This window comes from Kitasatospora sp. NPDC004723 (assembly GCF_040609255.1).
Taxonomy (GTDB): Bacteria; Actinomycetota; Actinomycetes; order Streptomycetales; family Streptomycetaceae; genus Kitasatospora.
On sequence record NZ_JBEXJT010000002.1, the window covers coordinates 18,536 to 42,861 of the forward strand.

Consider the following 24,326-nt stretch of genomic DNA (forward strand, 5'->3'; position numbering starts at 1 on the left):
TTAGAACTTGTAGCGGAAGCGATGGGATATAGAGGAGGGAATGGCGTGACTGCAATCCGAGCCGCCGCGATCACGGTCCCGCTGGTCGTCGGGATCCTCGCCGGCGCCGCCGTGCCCGCCGGAGCGCAGCCCGCCAAGGGGCTGACCTGCCGGGGCGCCGGGGTCGACCCCGGCGCGCAGGTGCGGTACCGGACGGAGGCGGTGATCGACGCGCCGCTGGAGGTGATCTGGAAGCTCCAGACGGACGTGGACCGCTGGCCCTCCTGGCAGCAGCCCGTCACCAGCGCCGAGCGCCTCGACCACGGCCCCTTCCGGGCCGGGTCGGCGTTCCACTGGACGACGCCGGTGCCGCCCGGGACCGGGATCCCGGCGACCGGCCTGGACATCACGTCGACCGTGCGGCAGGTCAAGCAGGGTGTGTGCATCCGCTGGACCGGTCCGGCGGTCGGGGAGGGGGTGCACATCGACGGCGTGCACGTCTGGAACTTCACCGAGACGAAGGGCGGTGTGAAGGTCAGCACCGAGGAGACCCACACCGGACCGCAGGTGGACGCCGATGTGCCGGTGGCGACCGCGATCCTCAAGGCGGGCCTGGACGGCTGGCTGGCCGACCTCAGGGCCGCCGCCGGGGCGCAGGCGTCCGGGTGGACGCCCGCGCCCCGGTCGTGATCAGCCGCCGAGGCGGTCGGCGGCCTCGTCCTCGCTCAGGGCCTCGATCTCCGCGATGAGGAGTTCCTCGACGCGGGCCGCGAGCGCGGCGGCCGTGGACAGCTCGAACGCGTCGCGGATCGGGACGTCCAGGCCGACGCCCGCCCGGATCCGGGCCACCACCCGGGTGACCAGCAGCGAGTCCCCGCCGAGTTCGAAGAAGTCGTCGAGGGCCCCCACCCGGGGCACCCCCAGCACCTCCTGCCACAGCTGGGCGACCAGTTGCTCGGCGTCGGTCCGCGGGGCCACGTACGGGCGCGCGGAGGCCTGGTCCGGTTCGGGCAGGGCCGCCGTGTCCAGCTTCCCGTTGAGGGTGAGCGGGAGGGTGTCGAGCAGGACGACGGTGTCCGGGACCAGGTAGGCCGGCAGTCGCACGGCGAGGTGCTCGCGCAGGGCGGCCGGGTCGGGCTCGGCGCCGGGCGCCGGGACGGCGTACGCGACCAGGCGGCGCCCGCCGAGCACCACGGCGGCGGCCCGCAGCACGTCCGGACGGCCGGTCAGGGCCGCCTCGATCTCGGCCGGTTCGATCCGGTAGCCGCGCAGCTTGACCTGCTCGTCGGCGCGGCCGAGGTAGTCGAGGCTCCCGTCGGTGCGCCAGCGGGCGCGGTCGCCGGTGCGGTACATCGTCCCGCCGGCGAACGGGTCCGGCACGAACGCCGCCGCGGTCAGGTCGGGGCGGCCCAGGTAGCCGCGGGCCAGGCCGGCGCCGCCGATGTGCAGCTCGCCCTCCGAGCCGCGCGGCAGCAGGGCGCCGCGCTCGTCCAGCACGTACAGCCGCACGCCCGGCAGCGGGCGGCCCAGCGGCGGGCGGCGCCCGGCGTCCGGGGCGCCGAGGTCGGCGGCGGTGACGATGACGGTCGCCTCGGTCGGCCCGTAGGTGTTGACCAGCCGGACGGTGTCGCCGTGCCGGTCCCGCCAGCGGGCGACGGCGTCGGCGCGGACCTCGGAGCCGCCGAGCACCACCAGCCGCAGGGCGGCGGGCCAGGGGGTGCGCTCGTCGTGCGAGACCAGCTCCTCCCAGTAGGCGGTCGGCAGGTCGAGCACGGTGACGGACGGGCCGTGCGGGCCGCGCAGCAGTTCCGGCAGGGTGCGGCCGCCGCCGGGCAGCAGCACCACGCAGGCGCCGGTGGCGAGGGCGGGCCACAGCTCCTCGGCGTGGGTGTCGAAGCCGATCGAGGCGAACTGGACGATCCGGTCGCCGGCCGCGAGGCGGTAGCCGTCCGGGCCGGCCATCCAGTCGACGCGGGCGGCCAGCGCGGTCTGGTCGACGGCCACCGCCTTGGGCGTGCCGGTGGAGCCGGAGGTGTAGAGCACGTAGGCGTGCCCGGCCCGCTCCTCGGACGCCACCGGATCGGCGGCGGGCACGAGCCGCAGGCCCTCGCCGTCCTCGTCCGTCAGCAGCAGGACGGCGCCGGACTCGCGGACCATCAGGCGCCGCCGCTCCTCCGGGTGGGCCGGGCCGAGCGGCAGGTAGCCGGCGCCGGCCTTCCAGATCGCCAGCAGGGCCGTCACCAGTTCGAAGGAGGGCGCCAGCCGGACGGCCACCAGCTGTCCGGCGACCGGGCCGAGCCGTTCGGCCAGTTCGCCGGAGCGGCGGTCGAGCTCGGCGTAGGAGAGCACCTCGCCCTCGCACTCCAGGGCGGGCGCGTCCGGGGTGGCGGCGGCCCGCTCGGCGAAGCGGGCGAGCACGGGGCGGGCGGCGGAAGCGGCCACGGGACCCGCGCCCAGGGCGAGCAGCTCGGCGCGCTCCTCGGCGCCGATCAGCCACTCGCCGTACAGCGGCACCTCGACGTCCTCCACGGCGGCGGTCAGCAGCGCGCGGCAGCGGGTGCCGAGCGCGGCCACCGTCGCCGGGTCGAGGACCTCCCGGTCGAAGCAGAACGAGAGCGTCAGCCCGCCGTCGGGGGTGCGCCAGCTGTCCAGCAGCAGATCGGTCTTGGCGCGTTCGAAGCCGGAGTCCATGGAGGCCGTGCGCACCCCGGCGGGCAGCGGCGCGCCGCCGTCCTCCCCGGTCAGGTCGTACTGGCTCTGGTGCACGAACACCGCCTGGTAGAGCGGCGCCGCGCCGGCCTCGGCGGGCAGGTCCAGATGGGCGGCGAGCCGCTCCAGCGGGACGTCCTGGTGGCTCAGGGCGCCCAGGGTGGCGGTGCGGACGCGGTGCAGCACGGTGCGGAAGCCGGGCTCGCCGGTGAGGTCGGCGCGCAGCACGCCGGTGCGGGCGAAGTAGCCGACCAGCGCCTCCTGCGCCGCCTCGGTGCGGCCCGCGAGCGGGGTGCCGACCACGAAGTCGGTGCTGCCGGTCCAGCGGGCCAGCACGCACTGGTAGGCGGCGAGCAGCACCATGAACGGGGTGCAGCGCTCGCGCCGGGCCAGCGCGTCCAGGGCGGCCGTCAGCTCCGGGTCCAGCGCCACCGTGGCGAAGCCCGCCGGGTGCTCCGGCTCGGCCGGGCGGGGGTGGTCCAGCGGCAGCCGCAGCCGGCCGGTGCCGGCCAGCTTCTCCGCCCAGTAGCGGAAGGCCGCCTCGGCGCCGCCCGCCGCCGCGCGCTCCTGCTCGGCGCGCGCGACGTCGCCGTAGGACAGGGCGAGCGGTGCCAGCCCGGCCGGCTCCTCGCCGAGCGCCTCCCGGTACAGCGCGAGCAGTTCGCGCCAGAGGACCTTGAACGACCAGCCGTCCGAGACGATGTGGTGGACGACCAGCGCGAACGCGTGCTCCTCCGGCCCGGCGGAGACCAGGACGGCGCGCAGCGGCGGGCGCCCGGCGAGGTCGAAGGGCGCGTTGACGGCCGGACGGCAGGCCTCGGTGAAGTCCTGCTCGGCGGCGCCGGGGGCGAGCGCGAGCTGCTCCAGCGGGACGGGCGCGGGCGGTTCGACCAGCTGGACGGGCGCCTCGCCGTCCAGGGCGAAGCGGGTGCGCAGCGGTTCGTGCCGGGCCGTCAGCCGCTCCAGCGCGGTGTGCAGCGCGGAGACGTCCAGCGGGCCGCTCCACCGGCGGCACAGGTACATGTTGAAGCCGGCGTCGGCGGGGTGCAGCTGCTGCAGGAACCAGAGCCGGCGCTGTTCCTCGGTGAGCGGGTGGACGGCCTCGGCGGGGCGGGCGGCGCCGGCGGTCCGGTCGGTGGTGCTGCGGTTGGTGGTGCTGCGGTCGGTGGTGGTCATCGGACGGCGGCCTCGGTTCCGGTACGGCGCGCGGACGCGGCGGATGCGGCGGGTTCGGCGGAGGGGGCCTCGGACGGGGGAACGGCCCCGGTGCGGGCGGAGAGGGCGGCCAGGCCCACCAGGTCGTCGGGCTCGGCGTCGGGGACGTCGCGGTCGAAGTGGCGCAGTGCGGGGACCGCCAGGCAGACGGCCACCAGCAGCGCCATGGCGAGGCCGAACAGCAGGTAGAGCAGGCCGATGCCGCGGCCCTCGCCGGTGCCGATCAGTCGGCCGACGGTGCCGGCCAGCGCGCCGTCCTCGTCGATCAGCGGCTGGACCAGGCGCGGTCCGAGGGGCGCGACGAGGGCGAAACCGACCGGAAGGGTGGACCAGGCGACCATGGTGTTGACCGCGATCACCCGGCCGTGGAAGCGCAGTGGCACCTTGGTCTGCACGATCGTCGCGTAGACGCCGTTGACCAGTCCGAGCCCGTACGCCATGCCGAAGGCGCCGAGTGCCACCGGCCAGACGCTCGGGCGCAGGCCGGTCACCAGGCAGGCGGCGGCCAGACCGAGGGTCGAGAAGAGGACGCCGCGCAGCCGCAGCCGGCGCGGCCCGCCCCAGACCAGCAGGGTCAGACCGCCGAGAACGGCGCCGAGCCCGGCCGCGACCGAGACCCAGCCCGCGGCCGCGAGCGGGGCGAAGGAGAGCACCAGCGGGGTGGTGAGCAGGAACAGCGGCGACAGGAAGATGTTGAGCACCGCGAAGAAGAGCAGCATCGCCCGGAAGTGCCGGCTGCCGAGCGCCCGCCGGAAGCCGGCCCGGATCTCGGCGGTCACGCTCTCGCGGCGCCGCGCGGCCATCACGTCGGGGAAGCGCACGGCCAGCGTGACACCGGTGGCGATCACATAGCTGGCGACGTCCATCACGAGGATGCCGCCGAGGCCGAGCGCGGAGAGCAGACCGACCGCGAACAGCGGCACCAGGAACTGGGCGAGGCCGAAGGCCATCTGGACGACGCCGTTGGCCCGGCCGAGGAAGCGCTTCGGGACGAGCTGGGGCACGGCCGAGTTCCAGGCCAGCCGCTGGAAGGTGAGCGCCGTCGACAGCACCGCGATCAGCACGTAGGCGTGCCAGATCTCCAGTGAGTCGGTGAGGTACAGCAGCAGCATCACCGCCTGGGTCAGGCCTGCCGCGACGTCGCCGTAGAGCATGATCCGGCGCCGGTCGCCGCGGTCCACCAGGGCGCCCGCGACCGGCGCGGTGAGGATGCCGGGGACCAGGCCGCAGGCGGCCAGCAGGCCGAACTGGGCGAGCGAACCGGTGGTCAGGTAGATCCACACCGGCAGGGCGAACTCGGTGAGCGCCGAGCCGATCATCGAGATCTGCTGGCCGGCCGCGACGCCGAGGAAGCGGCGCATGGTCGGCCGCACCGTCCGGGTGGCCGCCGAAGCGGCCTCGGCGGCGTCCCCGGACCGGGAGAGCCCGGCCAGCCACCAGGTGGCGCCCTCGGTGCGCCCGTGCCGCTCCTCCTCGCCCTCCGCCACCGAGCGGTGCACGGTGGTCAGGATCTCGGCCAGCTCGGCGGCCCGGTACTTGAGGTAGAAGTGGCCCGCCTCGTCGAGCACCACCACACCGGTGGTGTCGCTGAGCCGGTGCCATTCGCGGTACCGCTCCTCGTAGAACTCGGTGGCCGGGTCCTGGGTGCCGCAGACCGCGTACACCGGGGCGGCGATCCGGCCGTCCTCGCTCTCGAACAGCCGGGTGAAGTACTGCTCGGCCTCCCGGGTGCCGGTCCGACGGTTGGCGACCATCAGCCGCAGCTGCTCGGTGCCGACCTCGTCGGTCTCCAGGCCCGCCGCCGCCAGGGCGTTGATCATGCCCTGGTCGCTGCGCAGCCGGTCGGCGGTGCGGGCCCACCACTCGCCGACGGCGGCGCCGCGCCCGCGCGGCCGGGCGAACGGGAAGATGCCGCCGAGGTGGACGGCGTCGATCTCGCGCCCGGCCGCCTCCACCCGCCGGGCGATCTCGACGGCCAGCCGGACGCCGACGCCGCAGTGGCCGTACAGCACGATCCGGCCCTCGACGTTGTCCAGGATCTCCTGGGCGCAGCCGGCCGCGACCTCGTCGATGTCCATCGCCTCCTCGCCCAGCTCGTGGCCGGGGACGGCGAGCGAGTGCAGGGCCCAGTCGGCGGGCAGGGCGTCGGCGAGCGGCTTGTAGATGAGCGCGCTGCCGCCGCCGTACGGGGCGCAGACCAGGCTCGCGCCGACCTTGCGGCCGGGCGGGGTGAGCAGGTGCAGCAGGCTGCGCGGGCCGCGGTCGGCGTGCGGGTCGCTGACCAGCGCGGCCAGCCGTCGCACGGTGGGGTACTTGAAGAGGTCCATCACCCCGACGGGGGTGGGGAGTTCGGGGTAGGCCCGGCGCAGCTTGGCGACCACCTGGGTGGCCAGCAGGGAGTGCCCGCCGAGTTCGAAGAAGTCGTCCAGGGCGCCGACCCGGGGCACGCCCAGCAGCTCCGCCCACAGGGTGGCGACGAACTCCTCGGCCTCGCCCTCGGGTTCGACGAACTCGCCGCTCGCGGCGGGCTCCTCGGGCTCGGGCAGGTTGCGCCGGTCGACCTTGCCGTGGGCCAGCAGCGGCAGCTGCTCCAGCACCACGAAGCGGGCCGGGACCATGTAGTCGGGCAGCACCTCGCCGAGGGCCTCGCGCAGCTCGGCCGCGGCCGGGGCGGGGCCGTCGCCGGGGTGCTCCAGGTAGGCGACCAGGGTCTGCCGCAGCCCCTCGCCGCGGGCCATGACGACGGCCTGGGTGATGCCGGGCAGCGCGGTCAGGGCGGCCTCGACCTCGCCCGGCTCGACCCGGTAGCCGCGCACCTTGATCTGGTCGTCGGCCCGGCCCAGGTAGTCGAGCGTGCCGTCGGTGCGCCAGCGGGCCAGGTCGCCGGTGCGGTAGAGCCGGTCGCCGGGCGCGCCGAACGGGTCGTCGAGGAAGCGTTCGGCGGTCAGGTCGGGGCGGCCCAGGTAGCCGCGGGCCAGCCGGTCGCCGCCGAGGTACAGCTCGCCGGTGACGCCGGGCGGCACCGGCTGCATCGCCTCGTCGAGGACGTGGCAGCGGGCCCCGGCCAGCGGGGTGCCGATCGGGGTGCTGCCGGGGCCGGCGGCCTCGGCGGTGACCTCGTGCACGGTCACGCCGACGGTGGCCTCGGTGGGACCGTAGTGGTTGAAGACCGCGCACCGGCCGAGGGCGGCGAGTTCGGCGGCCCACGGCCAGGCCGAGGCCTCGCCGCCGAGCACCAGCGCCCGGCGCGGCAGCAGCCGCTCCATCGGGGCGTCGGAACCGAGCGCGGCCAGGTGGGAGGGCGTCATCTTGAGGTAGTCGAGCTTCAACTCCTCGATGCGCTCGGCCAGTTCGGCCCCGGCGATGCGGCGCGGCAGCAGGTGGACCCGGCCGCCGGTGCTCAGTGCCAGGTAGAGCATGGTGATGCTGAAGTCGAAGGAGAGCGACTGCAGCAGCCCGTAGCCGGCGCCCGGTTCGATCCGCAGCCGTTCGCGCACCCCGGCCAGGTAGTTGAGGATCTGCCGGTGCTGGACGGCGACGCCCTTGGGGGTGCCGGTGGAGCCGGAGGTGTAGATCACGTAGGCCAGCTGCTCGGGGCCCGAGGTCTCCTCCAGCGGCTCGGGGTCGCGCTGCGCCGGGTCGGTGTCCAGCAGCAGCGTGGCGCCCTGGTGGCCGGGGAAGCGCTCGTACAGCGCCGAGTCGGTGAGCAGCACCCGCACGTCGGCGTCGGCGACCAGGTGGGCGAGGCGGGCGGGCGGCTGCTCCGGGTCCAGCGGCAGGTAGGCGCCGCCGGCCTTCAGCACGCCGACCAGGGCGACGGCCAGTTCGGGCGACTGCTCCAGGCAGACCGCGACCCGGTCGTCCGGTCCGACGCCGAGCGCCCGCAGCCGCCGGGCCAGGCCGGTGGCGCGCTCGTCCAGCTCGCGGTAGTCGACGGTGCGGCCCTCGAACTCCAGGGCCGGGCGGTCCGGGTGGGCGCGCGCGGTGTCGGCGAGCAGGGCGGTGAGGGTGCGCGGGCCGTCGGCCAGGTCGGGCAGCGCCGGTCCGGCGGCCCACCGCTCCAGGACGTCGCGCCGCTCGCCGGGGGTGAGCAGCGGCAGTCGGGAGACCGGCCGTTCCGGGTCGGCCACCGCCGCCGCGACCAGCAGTTCGAAGCGCTCGACCAGCTGCCGTACGGTGGCGGCGTCGAACAGGTCGGTGCGGTAGGTGAGCAGGCCGTACAGGCCGCCGTCGGACTTCTCCCGCAGGTAGAAGGCGAGGTCGGTGCGGGTGGTGGCGGCCTCGTGCCCGAAGCTCTCGGCGGCCGGCGCGCCGGGGGAGCCGTCCGGACCGGCGGAGGTGGTGGCGCTGCGGTCGCCGTAGTTCTGGAAGGCGAAGCTGACCTGGAAGACGGCGGAGCGGCTGACGTCGCGCTCGATGTCCAGGTCGGCGACCATCTGCTCGAACGGCACCTCCTGGTGGGTGTACGCGTCGAGCGTCGTGCCGCGCACCCGGCGCAGCAGTTCGGTGAAGGAGGGGTCGCCCTCCAGCCGGGCCCGGATCGGCAGCATGTTGACGAACAGGCCGACCACGCCCTCGAGTTCGCGGTGCAGGCGGCCGGCGACGGCCGATCCGATCGCGAAGTCCCGCTGTCCGGCGTGCCGGCCGAGCAGGGTCTGCAGCGCGGCCATCAGCACCATGTACCCGGAGGCGTTCGAGGCGCGCGCCAGGGCGGCGACGCCCCGGCCGAGTTCGGGGCTCCAGTGGAACTCGGTGGCGGCGCCCTCGAAGGTCAGCACCGGCGGCCGGGGGCGGTCGGTGGGCAGCTCCAGGGCGGGGACGTCGCGCAGTTCCTCGCGCCAGTGCGCGCGGGAGGCGGCCAGCGCCTCACCGGCCAGCCGCTCCCGCTGCCAGAGTGCGTAGTCGCCGAACTGCACCGGCAGCTCGGGGAGTTGGTCGGGCGTGCCGTGGGCGTGCCGGGCGTACAGCGCGTCGAGCTCGCGGTGCAGCAGGTCGAGCGACCAGCCGTCGCTGACGATGTGGTGCATGACCAGGGCGAGCACGTGCTCGTCGGGGGCGGTGCGCACCAGCAGGGCGCGCAGCAGCGGGCCGCCGGCCAGGTCGAAGGGCTCCGCGACCCGCTCGCCGAGCTCCCGGGCGGCGCGGGCGGCCGGGTCCGGGTCGGCGGAGGCGTCGACGAACTCGGCGGCGCACGGGGCCGGTTCGGCGATCCGGACCGACGCGGTGCCCTCGGGTGTGGCGGGGAAGGTCATCCGCAGCGCCTCGTGCCGGGCGAGCAGCGCGGTGAGGGCGGCGTCCAGCGCGGTGCGGTCGAGCGGACCGCGCAGCCGGCGGGCCGGGGCGAGCGTCCAGGCGGTGGAGCCGGGGGCGAACTGGTCCATGAACCAGAGCCGTTCCTGGCCGCTGGAGAGCGGTACCGCGGTGCCCGGGGGCCGGGCGGGGACGGTGCTCGCGGGGGCGGGTCCGGTGGCGTCCGCGGATCCGGCCGCGGCGGCGCGCAGCCGCTGGGCGAGCAGCGCACGCTTGGTCGCGGACAGCCCGGGGGCGGGGTCCTGGAGGTCGGTCATCGGGTGTTCCATTCGGCGCACGTCGGGGCGGTGGGCGTCGGGCCTTCGGGCGGGGTCGCCGCACGGCCGGGCCACCGCGGGGGGAGGGGAGGCGAGGGCGCAGGGAGGGAGACGGGGAGCGGCCGCCGGGCGGCGCGGGGGGACCGCGCCGCCCGGGGGTCAGCGGAGTTCGCGGACGGCCGCGGCGATGCCGACCGGGGTCGGAGTGGCGAAGAAGACGTCGAAGTCCAGCTCGACGCCGAGCAGGTCGCGGATCCTGGCGGTGATCTGGATGATCGTCAGGGAGTGCCCGCCGAGCTCGAAGAGGTCCTCCTCGGGCCCGAGGTCGGGCAGCCGCAGCACCTCGGACCAGATCCCGAGGACGGCGGTGAGCACCTCGTCCCGGTCCTGGACGTCGGCCGGCGCGGCGGCGGTGGCCTCGACCGGGACCGGGGGGACGGGCAGCGCGCGCCGGTCCAGCTTGCCGTTGGGCGTCAGCGGCAGCCGGTCCAGCACCAGGAAGCGCTGCGGGACGGCGGCGCCGGGCAGCGAGCGCTGGAGGAAGGCCCGCAGCTCGGCGGGGGCGGGGGCGCTGCTCCCGGCGGCCGGGACGAGGTACCCGGCGACGAACGGCTCCTCGCCGTCCTCCTCCCGGTGCACAGCGGCGGCGGCCTCGGCGACCGCCGGGTGGGTCAGCAGCGCGGACTCGATCTCGCCGAGCTCGATCCGGTGGCCGCGGATCTTGACCTGGTCGTCGAGCCGGCCGAGGAACTCCAGTTCGCCCTCGGGGCTCCAGGCGACCAGGTCACCGGTGCGGTAGAGGCGCTCGCCGGGCGCGCCGAACGGGTCGTCGACGAAGCGTTCGGCGGTCAGTTCGGGCCGGCCCAGGTAGCCCTCGGCGAGCCCGTCGCCGCCCAGGTACAGCTCGCCCGGCACCCCGATGGGCAGCGGGCGGCGCCGGGCGTCCAGGACGTAGGCGCGGGTGTTGGCGATCGGGCGGCCGATCCGGACGGCCTCCGGTGCGGCCGGGAGTTCGGCGCAGGTGGACCAGATGGTGGTCTCGGTCGGCCCGTAGACGTTGAGCAGCCGTTCGGTGCCGGCCCGCAGCTGCCGGGCCAGCGGCAGCGGCAGGGCCTCGCCGCCGACCAGGCCGGTCAGCCCGGCGGGCAGCGGCCCGGCGCCGAGCAGGACCCGCCAGCCCGAGGGGGTGGCCTGGACGTGGGTGACGCCCTCGCGCTCGACCAGGGCGCGCAGCCCCGGCCCGTCCACGGCCAGGCCGTCCGGGGCCAGCACCAGCCGTCCGCCGGTGGTCAGCGGCAGCAGCAGTTCGAGGGCGGAGATGTCGAAGGAGAGCGAGGTGAGGCCGAGCCAGACGTCCCGGGGGCCGGAGCCCAGCCGCTCGGCGAAGGCGGCGAGCAGGTTGACCAGCGCCCGGTGGCCGATCTCCACGCCCTTGGGGCGGCCGGTGGAGCCGGAGGTGTAGAGCACGTAGGCGAGCGGGCCGGGGGTGGCGCCGGCCGGCGCGGGCGTGTCCGCGGGTCCGGGCGTGTCCGCCGCCTCCGGGAGGCGGAGCACCGCCGGGGCGGCGGCGGCCACCTCGGGCGCCGGCTCGCGGTCGGCCAGCAGCAGGGCGGCGCCCGAGTCGGCGAGCACGAAGGCCAGCCGCTCGGCCGGGTAGCCGGGGTCCAGCGGCAGGTAGCCGGCGCCGACGGTGTGCACGGCGAGCAGGGCGGCCGGCAGGTCGGCGGTGCGGGCGAGGTGCAGGCCGACCAGGTCGCCCCGGCCGACGCCGGCCGCGGTGAGCGCGCCGGCCAGCCGCTCGGCGCGCCGCAGCAGCTCGCGGTAGGTCAGCCGCTGCTCGCCGGCGACCACGGCGAGGGCGTCCGGCGCGGCGGCGGCCTGCTCCCGGACCAGGTCGAGCACGGTCCGCGCGGCCGGGTGGGCACGGGCGGTGTCGTTCCAGGCGGTGGTGACGAGGCGCTGCTCGGCCGCGTCGAGCAGCGGCAGCTCGCCCAGCGCCGTGCCGGGCTCGGCGGTGGCGGCGGCGAGCAGGGTGGCGAGGTGGCCGGCGATCCGCCGGGCGGCGGCCGGGGCGAGGACGGCCGGGTCGTACTGGAGGGAGAAGTCGATCGCGTCCGCGTCCTCGACGGCCTGCAGGTGCAGGGTGTTGCGAGAGGCGTGGTGGAAGACCGTCCAGTCGACGCGGGTGCTGCTGCCCGGGAAGTGCGGGGCGGCGGTGGTGCGGCGGCGGTAGCCGAAGGAGACCGGGGCGAGTCCGGCCCGCGGGGTGAGCCCGGGCACGGCGGTGCCGAACGGGACACCGCGGTGGGCCGCGACCAGCCGGACCTCGGCGCGCACGGCCCGGGCGTACTCGGCGAACGGGGTCCGCTCGTCGGCGCCGTCCGGTGCGTACACGGGCAGCTCGTTGACGAACAGGCCGATCGCCTCGTGCCGGCCGGGGCGGCGGGTGGAGAACGGGACGGCGACCGGTACGGCCTCGCCGCCGTAGCGGCGCAGCAGGCCGTGCAGGGCGGCGAGCAGGAACTCGAAGACGGTGACCCCGGCCTCCCGGGCGGCGTCCGCGAGGGCGTCCCGGCCCGGGCCGTCGAGCCGCCAGTCGACGGCCTCGCCGGGGCCGGCGTCGGTGGTGGCCCGAGGGCCGCCGGGCAGCACCGGGTCGGTGGCGGCGGCCCAGCGGGGGCCGTGGAACGCGGCGGCCGACGCGGCGAGGGCGGCGTCGGGCACCGGCGGGGCGTCGTCGGCGACGGCTCCGGCGGGCGCCGTGCCCGCGAGCGCGGCGGCGTACCCGGCGGCCAGGTCGGCGGCGAGCACGTCCTTGGAGTTCCCGTCGAAGACCGCGTGGTGGGCGACCACCAGCAGTTCGGCGCCGCCGTCCGGCCGCTGGTGCAGGGCGAACCGGGCGAGCGGTCCGGTGGCCAGGTCGAAGGGCAGGGCGAGTTCCTCGGCGAGCCGCTTGGCCAGTGCCTCGCCGCTGTCGGCGGCGGTGTCGAGGACGGTGAGCTCCGGCGTCCGGGCGGCGGGTATCAGGTGGACCACGCCGTCCCGCTCCACCAGGGCGGACCCGAGCGCCGGGTGCCGGGCGGCGGTCGCGGTGACGGCGCGGGCCAGGGCCTCGGTGTCGATCCGGTCGAAGGTGAGGCGCAGCGCGAGGTGGAAGACCTCGGGGACGTGGGTGAGTCTGCCGGTCAGCCAGATCCCGTGCTGGGCGGGGGAGGCGGGCCCGGCGGCGTCCGTGCTTCTCGCGGGTTCCCCGGCGGCGGTGGCGGGGTCGGGCCGGTTGGGGGACTCGGACATGCTGTGCTCGATTCGGGAGTCGGATACGGAGCTGCGGGGCACCCGTCCGAGCGGTGGCCGTGGCGGCGCGGACGCGGCACGGCGCGGTCGGACGGCGCGACTGCCGAAGGGCGGCCGGTCCGCCCCGCGGACCGGTCGGCAGGACGCCGGGGCCCGGCCGGACCCGACTCCCAGGATTTCCCCCCTGATGCGTCAGGCGGTTCGATCTTCTCCCCCGTTCGAAGATCATTGGCCTGGACCTGCCGAGAGATTTCCACAGACCCCATGCCTCGTCAAGGGTTGTCCACGACCTGGCCGGTGACTGCCGACGGTTCGTCAACTACCTTTTGTTTCCGGCATTCCCGGGAATTTGAAGGGGTGCTGTCAAAGGGCTCGCGGAAGGTGCTCCGGCGGACGTGGCGGCGGGTGTCGCGGGGGGAGTCGCAGGGGGAGGCCGGCGTGGGGCAAGTTGTCTGTACAGCTCGGGGTTCACTGTCCGTCATTGGCGCGCCATCGAACCCGCCGCTCCCGTCCACCTGGGGCCCGTACACATAACGGGTCTGGACCAAAGCGTCCGATCACCCCCGCCTTGTACAAGGAGCCACCCCCGATGAGTCCGAAGCCCGAACTGTCGCGCCGTACCCTGCTCGGCGGCGCGGCGGCGGCCGCCGTGCTGTCCGCCCTGCCGCTCAGCGTGCGCGAGGCGCTCGCCGCCCCGGCCCGCCCCGGCCGGCTGGCGGACATCCAGCACGTCGTGGTGTTCATGCAGGAGAACCGCGCCTTCGACCACTACTTCGGCACCCAGGCCGGCGTCCGCGGCTTCGGCGACCGCACGGCGGTGCGCGGCGTCAACGGGCGGTCGGTCTTCCACCAGCCCGACCCCGGCCGCAAGGAGGGCTACCTGCTGCCCTTCGCGATGAACGCCGCCCACACCAACGCCTACCAGCAGGGCGCCCCCGCGTTCGGCTTCGTCGACTCGATGAAGGCCTGGAACGACGGCCTCGCCGACGGCTCGGTCACCCGCCGCTCCGGCGGCTGGCTCGGCCAGGGCTACTACGAGAGTGCCGACATGCCCTTCTACCACGCGCTCGCCTCGGTGTTCACCACCTGTGACGCCTACTACGCGTCGGTGCAGTGCAACACCAACACCAACCGCGACCACTTCATGACGGGCACCAGCGGCGGCACCGTCCGGGACACCCCGGTCACCGACAACACCGAGATCCCCGGCGGCTACGAGTGGACCACCTACGCCGAGCGCCTGGAGAAGGCCGGCGTCAGCTGGCGGACCTACCAGGCGCTGGACAACTTCGACGACAACGCGCTGGCCTGGTTCACCCCCTTCGTCAAGGCCAAGCCCGGTGAGCCGCTCCACGAGCGCGGCATGCGCGCCGTCGGCGACCCGGCCAAGAAGAACGACCCCTTCGCGATGGGCGACGCCCTGGTCGAGGCCTTCGCCGCCGACGTCCAGGCCGACACCCTCCCGCAGGTCTCCTGGATCGTCGCCCCCGCCGCGCTCTCCGAGCACGCCAACTACGCCCCGCCGAACGGCGAGCACCTCACGGCCCGGCTGCTGGCGGCGCTCGCGGCCAAGCCCGAGGTGTGGCAGAAGACCGTCTTCATCCTCAACTACGACGAGCACGGCGGCTTCATGGACCACCAGCTGCCGCCCGTCCCGCCGCTGGCCACCGGCCGCGGCAAGTCCACCGTCCCGGTCGACGGCGAGGTCGTCGTCCGGGTGGGCAAGGGCGGCTCCAGCTACCACCGGGTGGTCGGCCAGGACGGCAGGTACCGGGTCAGGGCCGCCGACGGCTCGCTCACGTGGTCCGACACCCTGCCCGCCGGCGAGACCCTGGTCTCCGGCCCCTACCCGATGGGCCTGGGCGTGCGGGTGCCGATGGTCGTCGTCTCGCCGTGGACCCGCGGCGGCGTCGTCGACTCCACCGTCTACGACCACACCTCGGTGCTGCGCTTCCTGGAGCAGCGCTTCGGCGTCCAGGAGCCCAACATCAGCCCCTGGCGGCGCTCGGTCTGCGGCGACCTCACCAACGTCTTCGACTTCTCCGGCCGCGACCCGCGCTGGCCCGCGCTGCCGGACACCAGCGGCAACCGGCAGAAGGTGACCGACACCGGCAAGCTGCCCGCGCCGACCGTGCCCGACCCGCAGGTCTTCCCGCGGCAGGAGCGCGGCACCCGGGCCGCCCGCCCGGCCCCGTACGACCTGGTCGTCAAGCCGCGCCTCAAGGGCGACCAGCTGACGATCGACTTCATCAACCAGGGCAAGCAGGGCGCCGTCCTCGCGGTCTACCCGGAGCCCGGCACCCCGCCGCGCCACTACACCGTCGGCGCCAAGTCCCGGCTCTCCGACGTCTGGACGGTCGGCCAGGACGGCTACGACCTGCGGGTGCACGGCCCCAACGGCGCGCTCTGGCACCTGCGCGGCACCGTCGACGCGCCCTACGAGATCTCGCTCTCCGAGGAGCACGACGGCAAGGTGCTGGAGGTGGACGTGATCAACCGCTCGCGCACCGCGCAGACCTTCCTGGTCGGCGACCTCGCCTACGGCGACGGCCTGCGCGAGGTCCGGGTCGCGGCCGGCGACGACCGGACCGTCAACGTCAAGGTCGGCCCCGAGGGCTGGTACGACGTCGCCGTCGGCGTCCGCGGCGAACTGGGCTTCCGCCGCCGGATCGCCGGCCGCTTCCCCTGGGACGGCGAGCACCTGCTCACCGACCCGGCGATGGGCCTGGCCGACCCGCTGGCCGTGGACGTCGCCCTCAAGGCCGCCTCCACCACCATCGACGAGGCGATCCTGCTGCCCGGCCGTCCGGCCCGGGTCACCGCCCGCTTCACCGCCACCACCGCGCTGACCGCGCTGGAGGCGCAGCCGGTCGTCCCGGCCGGCTGGACGGTCGCCGCCGTCACCGCCGCGCCCGCCGCGCTCGCCGCCGGGGCCACCGCCACCGCCGAGTGGGACGTCACCCCGCCCGCCCAGCTCCCGGACGGCGCCACCCACCGCGTCCTGGTCACCGCCCGGGCGCAGGCCGGCGACCGCTTCGCCGTCGCCGACGGCGAGCTCGCCGCCCGCACTGCGCCGGTGATGGCCGGCCACCTGCTCGGCGAGGACTTCGAGTCGCTGGCCGGCGTGCTCCAGCCGGTCGGCGGCGTGCTCGGCTGGACGCCGCAGGCGCCGCAGGGCTGGTCGGTGGCCAACGCGCCGGGCATGCCGCAGGGCACCACCCGCCTCCAGGGCTGGACCTTCCACACCAAGCGCGAGTGGTCCAGCCCGGCCGGCCAGGACCGCGGCAACTTCACCCGGGGCCTGGGCATCCTGGCCGTCGCCGACCCGGACGACTGGGACGACACCGGCTCGCCGTCCAAGAAGGGCGTGTTCGACTCGACCCTGGTCTCGCCCGCCGTGCCCGTCCCGGACGGCGCCACCACCCTGTACCTGGGCTTCGACTCGCACTACCGGCAGGAGGCCCCGCAGAAGGCCGCGGTCACCGCGGTGTTCGACAACGGCACCGAGACCCGCCTGGTGTTCTACAGCTCCGACGCCACTGGCAACGACAACGCCGGCAAGGACGTCCAGAACACTTTCGTCGCCAAGCGGTTCGCCGTCCCGGCCGGCGCGCGCAGCGTGACGCTGAAGTTCCGGATGTACGACGCCGGGAACAACTGGTTCTGGGCCGTCGACCACATCCGCCTGGACGTCAAGCCGATCACCGGCTGACGACCCGCCATTCCGCCCGGCCCGTCCGCGCCCCCGTTCCCTGGGGGCGCGGACGGGCTTCCGGGCGTCCGCCTCCTGGCAGATCAAGCGCGTCTCCTGACGGGGCATATGCCGGAAACAAGTGTGTCGGCGCACTGTCAACGGGTGCGAATGCGACGTGCACGGCGGCGCACCGGACCGGAAAGTCACTGTCCGTGTCCATGTTCCCACCGGTAGGAATGGGAGCCGGCGCGGAGAGCCCGCGCCGTGGAGAGGAGCCGCTCCGTGTCCCGTCTTCGTGCCGCCGCCCTGGCCATCGGCTGCGCCGCCGCCGCGCTGACCCTGACCACGACCACCGCGACCCTCGCGCACGCCGCCCCCGGCGACACCCAGAACGTCTGCGCCAGCCAGCTCACCCCGACCGGCTGGGTCGACGTCCAGTGGTGGAACGACATCAGCTGCTCGTCGACCTTCAGTCCGAACAAGAAGCAGATCAAGCAGATCGCCGGTCTGCCGATCGGCACCACGCTCACCGTCTGTTCGTCGACCTACCAGCCGGCCGGCTGGGTGCAGCTCTCCTCGTTCTACAACAGCAGCTGCAACTACTCGGCCGTCCCGAGCCTCAACAACAACGCCTGGCAGATCAAGCGCGTCTCCTGACGCCCCGGTGACGCCCCGGGCCCCCCGCGGGCAGCCGCCGACGGCCCACCGGTCCCGCACCGGTGGGCCATCGGCGTGTCGCGGGCCGGACGGCGCCAGACTGGGCCGGGTCCCTGACCCGCCGCCTCTGCCCCGCCGTCCCCGACCCGTCCCGGAGGTCCGCCGTCATGCACTCGCCCCTGCTACGCCTCACCGGCGCCGCCACCGCCGTCTACGGACTCGCCGTCGCCCGCCGGCCCGCACTGCTCGCCCGCCCCTCCGGCCTCACCGCCCCCGACGGCTCGGTGCCCGCCCCGGTCGCCGCCTGCCTGCGCCCGCTCGCCCTGCGCGACGCCGCCTGCGGCCTCGCCATGGCCCTCGCCCCGAACGACGCCGCGCTGCGCACCGCCACCGCCGTCCGGATCGCCTCCGACCTCGGCGACGCCGCGCTGCTCGCCGCCGCCCTTCCCGCCCGGCGGCACCGGGTGATGGCGGTCGTCGTCTCGGTCGGCTGGGGCGCGCTCTCGGTGGCCGGGCTCCTGGCGCGGCCCCGCGATCTCTCCACCCGTCAAGTCTCTTGACGGTCGAGAGATATGATCCGGGCTGTCCGCCACCCCGCCCCAGCCCGGAGGGCGCCTCGCCATGCCCGCTGACCGTCCCGCCTCCGCCGCTCCACCGGCCTCCCCGGCGGATTCGTCCGCCTCATCCGCTTCGTCCGCCCGGCGGCGCCGCGCCCGGCTGCTCGTCCCGCTTGCGCTGCTGGTCGTCTGGCTCGGCCTCGGCGGCGCCTTCGGCTCCTACGCGGGCCGGCTCGGCGAGGTCGCCACCAATGACCGGGCCGCCTTCCTGCCACGCAGCGCCGAGTCCACCGAGGCCGCCCGGCTCGGCGCGGACTTCCGGGCCGAGAACGCCCTGCCGGTGATCGTCGTCTGGGAGAGCCGCACCGGCCCCGTCGACGACACCCGGCGCGCCGCCGCCGAACAGGCCCTGCACGCCGCCGCCGCGCTGCCCGGCGCCACCGGACGCGTCTCGCCCGCCCTCCCCGCCGCCGACGGCCACGCCCTGCAGGGCGTCGTCCAACTGCGCGCCGACCTCGGCCGGGAGACCGGCGACACCGTGCGCGCGGTCCGCGCCCTCGCCGAACGCGTCCCCGACAGCACCGTCGGCCTCGCCGGACCCGCCGCGATCCTCGCGGACCTCGGCGGCGCCTTCGCCGGCATCGACGGCCTGCTGCTCGGCGTGGCGCTCGGCGTCGTCCTGCTGATCCTGCTCGCCGTCTACCGCGCCGTGCTGCTGCCCCTGCTGGTGATCCTCGGCGCCGTCTTCGCCCTCGGCATCGCCTGCGCCCTGGTCTACCTGCTCGCCGACCACGGCCTGGTCACCGTCGACGGCCAGGTCCAGGGCCTGCTGTCGATCCTCGTCATCGGCGCCGCCACCGACTACGGCCTGCTGCTCTGCGCCCGCTTCCGGGAGGAACTGCACCTGCACGGCGACCGGTTCGCCGCGATGCGCACCGCCTGGCGGCGGTCCGTCGAGCCGATCACCGCCTCCGGCGCGACCGTCGCGCTCGGCCTGCTCGTCCTGCTGCTCTCCGACCTCACCAACAACCGGGCGCTCGGCCCGGTCGGCGCCATCGGCATCGGCTGCGCGGTGCTCTCCGCGCTCACCTTCCTGCCCGCCGCCCTGGTGCTGGCCGGCCGCGCCGCCTACTGGCCGGCCCGGCCCACCGCCGACGGCCGGGCCCCGGTGCACGCCGTCTGGGGCCGGGCCGCGGCGCTGGTCGCCCGCCGCCCGCGCGCCCTGTGGGCGGCGAGCCTGGCCGTGCTGGCGGCGCTGGCCGCGCTCGCGCCCACCCTGGACGCCGGTGGCGTGCCGCAGAGCGAACTGTTCGTCAAGGCCCAGCCCTCGGCGGCCGGCCAGCGGATGCTCTCCGCGCACTTCCCCGGCGGCAGCGGCAACCCTGCGGTGGTGATCGCCGCCGCCGACCGCTCCGAGGCCGTGACCGCGGCGGTCGCCGCCGTCCCCGGGGTGGCCGGCGTGCGCGCCACCACCGCCGGGGCACCGGGCGGCGCGCCGCTGGTCGTCGACGGCCGGGTCCGGCTGGAGGCGACGCTCACCGACCCGGCCGACAGCGACGAGGCGATCGCCACCGTCCACCGGCTGCGGCAGGCCGTGCACGCCGTCCCGGACGCGGACGCGCTGGTCGGCGGCTACACCGCCCAGCAGGAGGACACCCGGACCACCGCCGCGCGCGACCGCACCCTGATCACACCGGTGGTGCTGCTGTGCGTGCTCGCCGTGCTCGTCCTGCTGCTGCGCTCGCTGCTCGCACCGATGCTGCTGGCCGCCACCGTCGCGCTCTCCTACCTGGCGACGCTCGGCGTGAGCGCGGTGGTCTTCCCGCACGTCTTCGGGTTCTCCGCCGTCGACCCGTCCGTGCCGCTGTACGGGTACGTGTTCCTGGTCGCGCTCGGGGTCGACTACAACATCTTCCTGATGACCCGGGTGCGCGAGGAGGCCTTGCGCTCCGGCACCCGGGAGGGGGTGCTGCGCGGGCTCACCGCCACCGGCGGGGTGATCACCTCGGCGGGCGTGGTGCTGGCCGCGACCTTCGCCGCGCTGGGCGTGATCCCGCTGGCCTTCCTCGCCCAGATCGCCTTCATCGTGGCGTTCGGGGTGCTGCTGGACACCCTGCTGGTGCGCTCGCTGCTGGTGCCCGCCCTGGTGCGGGACCTCGGCGACCGGGTCTGGTGGCCGGCCCGGACCGGGCGGGCGGTCCCGCGGTCGGTTCCCGCGGCGCCGGAGCCCTCGGGTGAACGGGTCGGCCCGGGGGTGTGAGCGCGGGCGGTGGGCAGTCGGCGGCGGGCGGCGGGCGGCACCGTTAGGCTGAACGGGTTAGCCCGACGTCGCACGCAACCGGAGAACACGCCTTGGCGGAACAGGCGGAACAGGCGGAGCAGGGGGAACCGCAGGGCTCCGGTACGCCGGAACTCGGCCGTCTGCTGCAGGACCTCGCCTCCGAGATGAACCTGCTCGGCCACGGCTTCGCCGCCGCGAGCGGTCTGCACACCACCGACGTCCAGGCGCTGCTCGCGATCATGCGCGCCGGTCCGACGCCGCACGGCGCCCAGGACGGCCCCGCCGACCCGCCCCCGGGGATCACCCCCGGGCGGCTCGGCGAGGAGCTCGGCCTCTCCTCGGGCGCGGTCACCGCGGTGCTGGACCGCCTGGAGCGCGCCGGGCACGTCCGCCGTACCCGGGACGCGGCCGACCGGCGGCTGGTCCTGGTGCACTACCTCCCCGGCGCCGGCCGGATGGCGGCCGAGTGGTTCGCGCCGGTCGCCCGCCGCACCGAGACGGTCCGCGCCGAGTTCACGCCCGGCGAGCTCGCCGCCGTGGCCCGCTTCCTGGACCGGATGACCGGCGAGCTGGAGGACCTGCGCCACTCACGCTGAGCCGGCCGCCGGCCCGCCGCCCGGTTCGCGCGCCGCCTGCTCGGTGATCCGCCGGGCCATCCCGCCGAACACCAGGGCGTGGAACGGCGCCACCGCCCACCAGTAGGCGTGCCCGGCCAGCCCGCGCGGGTGGAACAGCGCCCGCTGCCGGTAGCGGCTGCCGCCCGCGCCGTCCGGGGCGACCGTGAGCTCCAGCCAGGCCGGGCCGGGCAGCCGCATCTCCGCGCGCAGCCGCAGCAGCCGCCCCGGTTCGATCTCCTCCACCCGCCAGAAGTCCAGCGACTCGCCGACCCGCAGCCGCGCCGGGTCCCGCCGCCCCCGGCGCAGCCCCACACCGCCGACCAGCCGGTCGACCCAGCCGCGCACGGCCCAGCCGAGCGGGAAGGAGTACCAGCCGTTCTCGCCGCCGATCCCCTCCACCACCCGCCACAGCGCCCTCGGATCGGCGTCCACCCGCAGCTCCCGGACGTCCTGGTAGAGACTGCCGCCGGCCCAGTCCGGGTCGGTGGGCAGCGGGTCGCTCGGGGCGCCGGGAAGCGAGGCGGAGGACCACCGGGTGGCGACGTCGGCGTCCCGGATCCTCCGCAGCGCGAGCCCCACCGCCGCGTCGAAGCCGATGCCGCCGCCCGGGGGCTCCGGCAGCCAGCGGTCGAGGTCGTGCTCACCACGCACCACCTCGTACCGCAGCGACTCCACCAGCGGACGGGCGAGCGACCCCGGCACCGGCGTCACCAGGCCGACCCAGAGGCTGGAGAGCCGAGGGGTCAGGACCGGGACGGCGAGGATCAGCCGGCGCGGCAACCCGGCCACCGCCGCGTAGCGCTCCATCATCCGCCGGTACGTCAGCACCTCCGGTCCGCCGATGTCGAAGGCGCGGTTCACCTCGGGCGGCAGGCCGGCGGCCCCGACCAGCAGCCGCAGCACGTCCCGCACGGCGATCGGCTGGATCCGGGTGTCCACCCAGCGCGGGGTCACCATCACCGGCAGGCGCTCGGTGAGGTACCGGAGCATCTCGAAGGAAGCCGATCCCGAACCGATGATCACTGCGGCCCGCAGCTCGGCGGTCGGCACGCCGCTGTCCCGCAGCACCCGGCCGACCTCGACCCGTGAGCGCAGGTGCGGGGAGAGCCGCCCGGTCGGAACCCCGGCGGGGGCGAGTCCGCCCAGGTAGACGATCCGGCGCACCCCGGCCCGGGCCGCCGCCCGTCCGAACGCCGCGGCGGCGGCCCGGTCGGTGGCCTCGAACCCGGCTCCGGTCCCGAGGGCGTGCACCAGGTAGTAGGCGACGTCGATCCCGGCGAAGGCGCCGTCCAGGCTCTCCGGGCGGGTGACGTCCCCGGCGGCGGCCTCCACCCGCTCGCGCCACGGGTGGTCCCGCAGCCGGTCCGGATCCCGGACCAGGCACCGGACGCCGTGTCCGGCCGCCAGCAGCTCCGGCACCAGCCGGCCGCCGATGTAGCCGGTGGCCCCGGTGACCAGGCAGCGCAGCGGGCGAGCGGGGCCGGGGTCGGGGTCGGCGGCAGCGGTCACGGTGGCTCCCGGGTGGTGGGTGATGGATGGTGGGTCGGTGCTCGGTGCTCGGTGCTCGGTGCTCGGTGGTCGGCGGTCGCCACGATGATCTCCGCGCCGGGCCGTACCCGCACCCGCACCGTCGGCCGCCGCCGTCCTGGCCCCGCACGTCAGCCGGTGGTTGCCGGTGCTCCGGCGCAGGCCGCCGACGTCGCCGCCGCGCCGGAGGGTACGATCGGCGCCGACCGCGCCGCACCTGAACGACGACGTAATCCGGTGAGCCGATGACCACAGTCAACGCCAAGGGGATCACCCTGGGCATCGAGTCGTTCGGTGACGACGACGCGCCCCTCGTCCTGCTCGCGGGCGGGACGACGATGCTCTCCTGGCCCGACGCGCTCTGCGAACGGCTCGCCGCCGGCGGGCGCCGCGTGGTGCGTTACGACCTGCGCGACAGCGGGGAGTCGACGGCGGCGGATCCGCAGGCGCCCGCCTACACCCTGCGCGACCTCGCCGCGGACGCGGCGGCCCTCGTCGACGTGCTCGGTGGGGGACCCGCGCACCTCGCGGGCATCGGCGTCGGCGGGATGGTCGCCCAGGTGGCCGTGCTCGACCACCCGGGCGCGTTCTCGGCGCTCACCCTGGTCGGTACCCGGCCGGTCGCCCCGGGCCCGGCCGACGACGACCTCCCCGACCACGACCCGGCGACGATGAGCCGGCTGTTCGCGCGCCCGATGCCCGACTGGGCCGACCGCGAGGCGGTTGCCGCGTTTGCCGCCGCAGGCGCGGAGATCCGCGGCGACGACCCCGCCGCCGCCCGCGCCGTCGCCGCGCGCGTCTGGGACCGTACGCCCGGCACGACGCCCCCGGTCCAACTGGCCAACCAGCTGGGCCTGGTGTTCTCCGGGCTCGACTGCGCGCCCCGCTGGCGCGAGCGCCTGCCGGAGATCGCGGCCCCCGCCCTCGTCGTCCACGGCCGCCGCGATCCGTTCTTCCCCGTCGGCAACGGCGAAGCACTCGCCCGCGAGATCCCCGGGGCACGGCTGCTCGTCCTCGACGAGGCCGCCACCGCGATCCCCGGCACGGCGGTCGGCGAGGTCGCCGCGGCGATGCTCGCGCTCCGGTAGCGGACGGGCGGCCCCGGCGGGTGACCGGGAGGGCCGGCAAAGAGGTCGGCAGGCCGGTGCAGCCCGGTGTCGCCCGTCCGGCGTAGTGGTGCCGTCCCGGGTGGCGGGGCGCGGGCGGGGCGGCCCGGTGCGGTCCGGGTCTGAACGGCGTAGGGCGGGGAGGTCCTTGGTCCCGTCGATTCAGCCCCTTGGCCCCTGGCGGATCGCCCGGTCGGGGGAGATGCTCGCTGGTACAGCCGATCGGACGACAGGGGTCTGTCCGGTCGGACCGCGCCTTCGGACGAGGTGAACCGGCGTGCGGCATGCCACCGTCGAATCAGTCATGACCAGTCCCGTGGTCCAGGTCGCTCCCCAGACCGGCTTCCGGGAGATCGTCGCGCTACTGGCCGAGTACGACATCACCGGGGTGCCGGTGGTGGACGGCGACGGCCGGCCGCTCGGCATAGTCTCGGAGGCCGACTTGCTGCTCACCCTGGCGGCCCAGGAGGACCCGGGGAGCCACATGCCGCCGCCGGACCTCCCCCGGACCGGTCCGGGCGGCGCGGTCACCGCCGCTGATCTGATGACTGGCCCGGCGATCTGCACCACCCCGGAGGCCAGTGTGGTCGCGGCGGCCCGGCTGATGAGCCGGCACGGCCTGAAGCGGCTGCCGGTGCTGGACCAGGACGGCCGGGTGTTCGCCATGGTCAGCCGGGGCGACCTGCTACGGGTCTTCCTGCGCGAGGACCGGGTGATCCGCCGGGAGATCGTGGAGGAGGTGCTCGGCCGGATCGAGGGCGTGAGCCCCGCCGAGGTGGGCGTCGAGGTCGACCAGGGGCGGGTGGTGCTCAGCGGTACGGTGCCCGAGCCGCATCTCGTCCCGATCGTGCTGAACCTCTGCCGCTCGGTCGACGGCGTGGTGTCGGTGACCGACCGGCTGAGCGCCGACATCTTCGGCGGCGTGGGCCCGGACGGCGGCTCCCCGGTCGCGTCAGACGACGGAATCGGTGGAATCGGTGGGTCGGGGGGCGTGGGCGGTGATGGCGCGCGCGGGAGCGACGCGCCTGCATCCATAGCCTGAACCCGCACGCCCGCGCACCGGGCCCGCCTCCGCGTCGTTCGACCGGACGCCCGGCTGGACCCGGAGCGTCCGGTTCGAATA

12 protein-coding genes are annotated in these 24,326 nt (G+C 75.8%); 8 read left to right on the forward strand and 4 right to left on the reverse strand.

The window, feature by feature from the left end; translation table 11 throughout:
* Window positions 1-21 precede the first annotated feature (21 nt).
* Window positions 22-669 (forward strand): SRPBCC family protein, encoded by a 648-nt coding sequence (locus ABZW10_RS03140; RefSeq protein ID WP_355359018.1) that lies wholly within the window; start codon window positions 22-24, stop codon window positions 667-669.
* On the opposite strand, the gene ABZW10_RS03145 is transcribed toward ABZW10_RS03140, so the two are convergent.
* From ABZW10_RS03145 to ABZW10_RS03155, 3 genes are all read right to left on the reverse strand, one after another.
* On the reverse strand, window positions 670-3,864 hold the full coding sequence (locus ABZW10_RS03145; RefSeq protein WP_355359021.1) for an amino acid adenylation domain-containing protein: 3,195 nt from the start codon (window positions 3,862-3,864) through the stop codon (window positions 670-672).
* The gene (locus ABZW10_RS03150; RefSeq protein WP_355359024.1) at window positions 3,861-9,470 is read right to left on the reverse strand and encodes an amino acid adenylation domain-containing protein; all 5,610 of its coding nucleotides are present in this window, start codon (window positions 9,468-9,470) and stop codon (window positions 3,861-3,863) included. Before ABZW10_RS03150 ends, ABZW10_RS03145 begins: the two co-directional genes overlap by 4 nt.
* Before the next feature lie 159 nt (window positions 9,471-9,629).
* Window positions 9,630-12,764, reverse strand: coding sequence for an amino acid adenylation domain-containing protein (locus ABZW10_RS03155; RefSeq protein WP_355359027.1), 3,135 nt, complete (start codon window positions 12,762-12,764; stop codon window positions 9,630-9,632).
* 589 nt (window positions 12,765-13,353) lie between these two features.
* On the opposite strand from ABZW10_RS03155, the gene ABZW10_RS03160 reads away from it, so the two are divergent.
* From ABZW10_RS03160 to ABZW10_RS03180, 5 genes are all read left to right on the forward strand, one after another.
* A complete protein-coding gene (locus tag ABZW10_RS03160; protein WP_355359030.1) occupies window positions 13,354-16,476 on the forward strand; it encodes a phosphocholine-specific phospholipase C in 3,123 nt (1,040 codons plus the stop codon).
* A 264-nt stretch (window positions 16,477-16,740) separates the two neighbouring features.
* Window positions 16,741-17,115, forward strand: coding sequence for a hypothetical protein (locus ABZW10_RS03165; RefSeq protein WP_355359033.1), 375 nt, complete (start codon window positions 16,741-16,743; stop codon window positions 17,113-17,115).
* A 167-nt stretch (window positions 17,116-17,282) separates the two neighbouring features.
* Window positions 17,283-17,675 (forward strand): hypothetical protein, encoded by a 393-nt coding sequence (locus tag ABZW10_RS03170; protein ID WP_355359036.1) that lies wholly within the window; start codon window positions 17,283-17,285, stop codon window positions 17,673-17,675.
* A 61-nt stretch (window positions 17,676-17,736) separates the two neighbouring features.
* Window positions 17,737-19,932 carry an MMPL family transporter gene (locus ABZW10_RS03175; protein ID WP_355359039.1) on the forward strand — a complete coding sequence of 732 codons (2,196 nt, stop codon included), beginning with the start codon at window positions 17,737-17,739 and terminating at the stop codon, window positions 19,930-19,932.
* Between the two features lie 185 nt (window positions 19,933-20,117).
* Entirely contained in the window at window positions 20,118-20,549 is a 432-nt protein-coding gene (locus tag ABZW10_RS03180) for a MarR family winged helix-turn-helix transcriptional regulator (RefSeq protein WP_355359896.1), read from the forward strand.
* On the opposite strand, the gene ABZW10_RS03185 is transcribed toward ABZW10_RS03180, so the two are convergent.
* On the reverse strand, window positions 20,541-22,079 hold the full coding sequence (locus tag ABZW10_RS03185) for an SDR family oxidoreductase (protein WP_355359042.1): 1,539 nt from the start codon (window positions 22,077-22,079) through the stop codon (window positions 20,541-20,543). The two genes, ABZW10_RS03180 and ABZW10_RS03185, sit on opposite strands and share 9 nt — an antisense overlap.
* A 263-nt stretch (window positions 22,080-22,342) precedes the next feature.
* On the opposite strand from ABZW10_RS03185, the gene ABZW10_RS03190 reads away from it, so the two are divergent.
* The gene (locus tag ABZW10_RS03190) at window positions 22,343-23,185 is read left to right on the forward strand and encodes an alpha/beta hydrolase (protein WP_355359046.1); all 843 of its coding nucleotides are present in this window, start codon (window positions 22,343-22,345) and stop codon (window positions 23,183-23,185) included.
* A 322-nt stretch (window positions 23,186-23,507) separates the two neighbouring features.
* Window positions 23,508-24,245: a CBS domain-containing protein gene (locus tag ABZW10_RS03195; RefSeq protein ID WP_355359049.1), complete on the forward strand. Its 738-nt coding sequence runs from the start codon at window positions 23,508-23,510 to the stop codon at window positions 24,243-24,245.
* Window positions 24,246-24,326 lie beyond the last annotated feature (81 nt).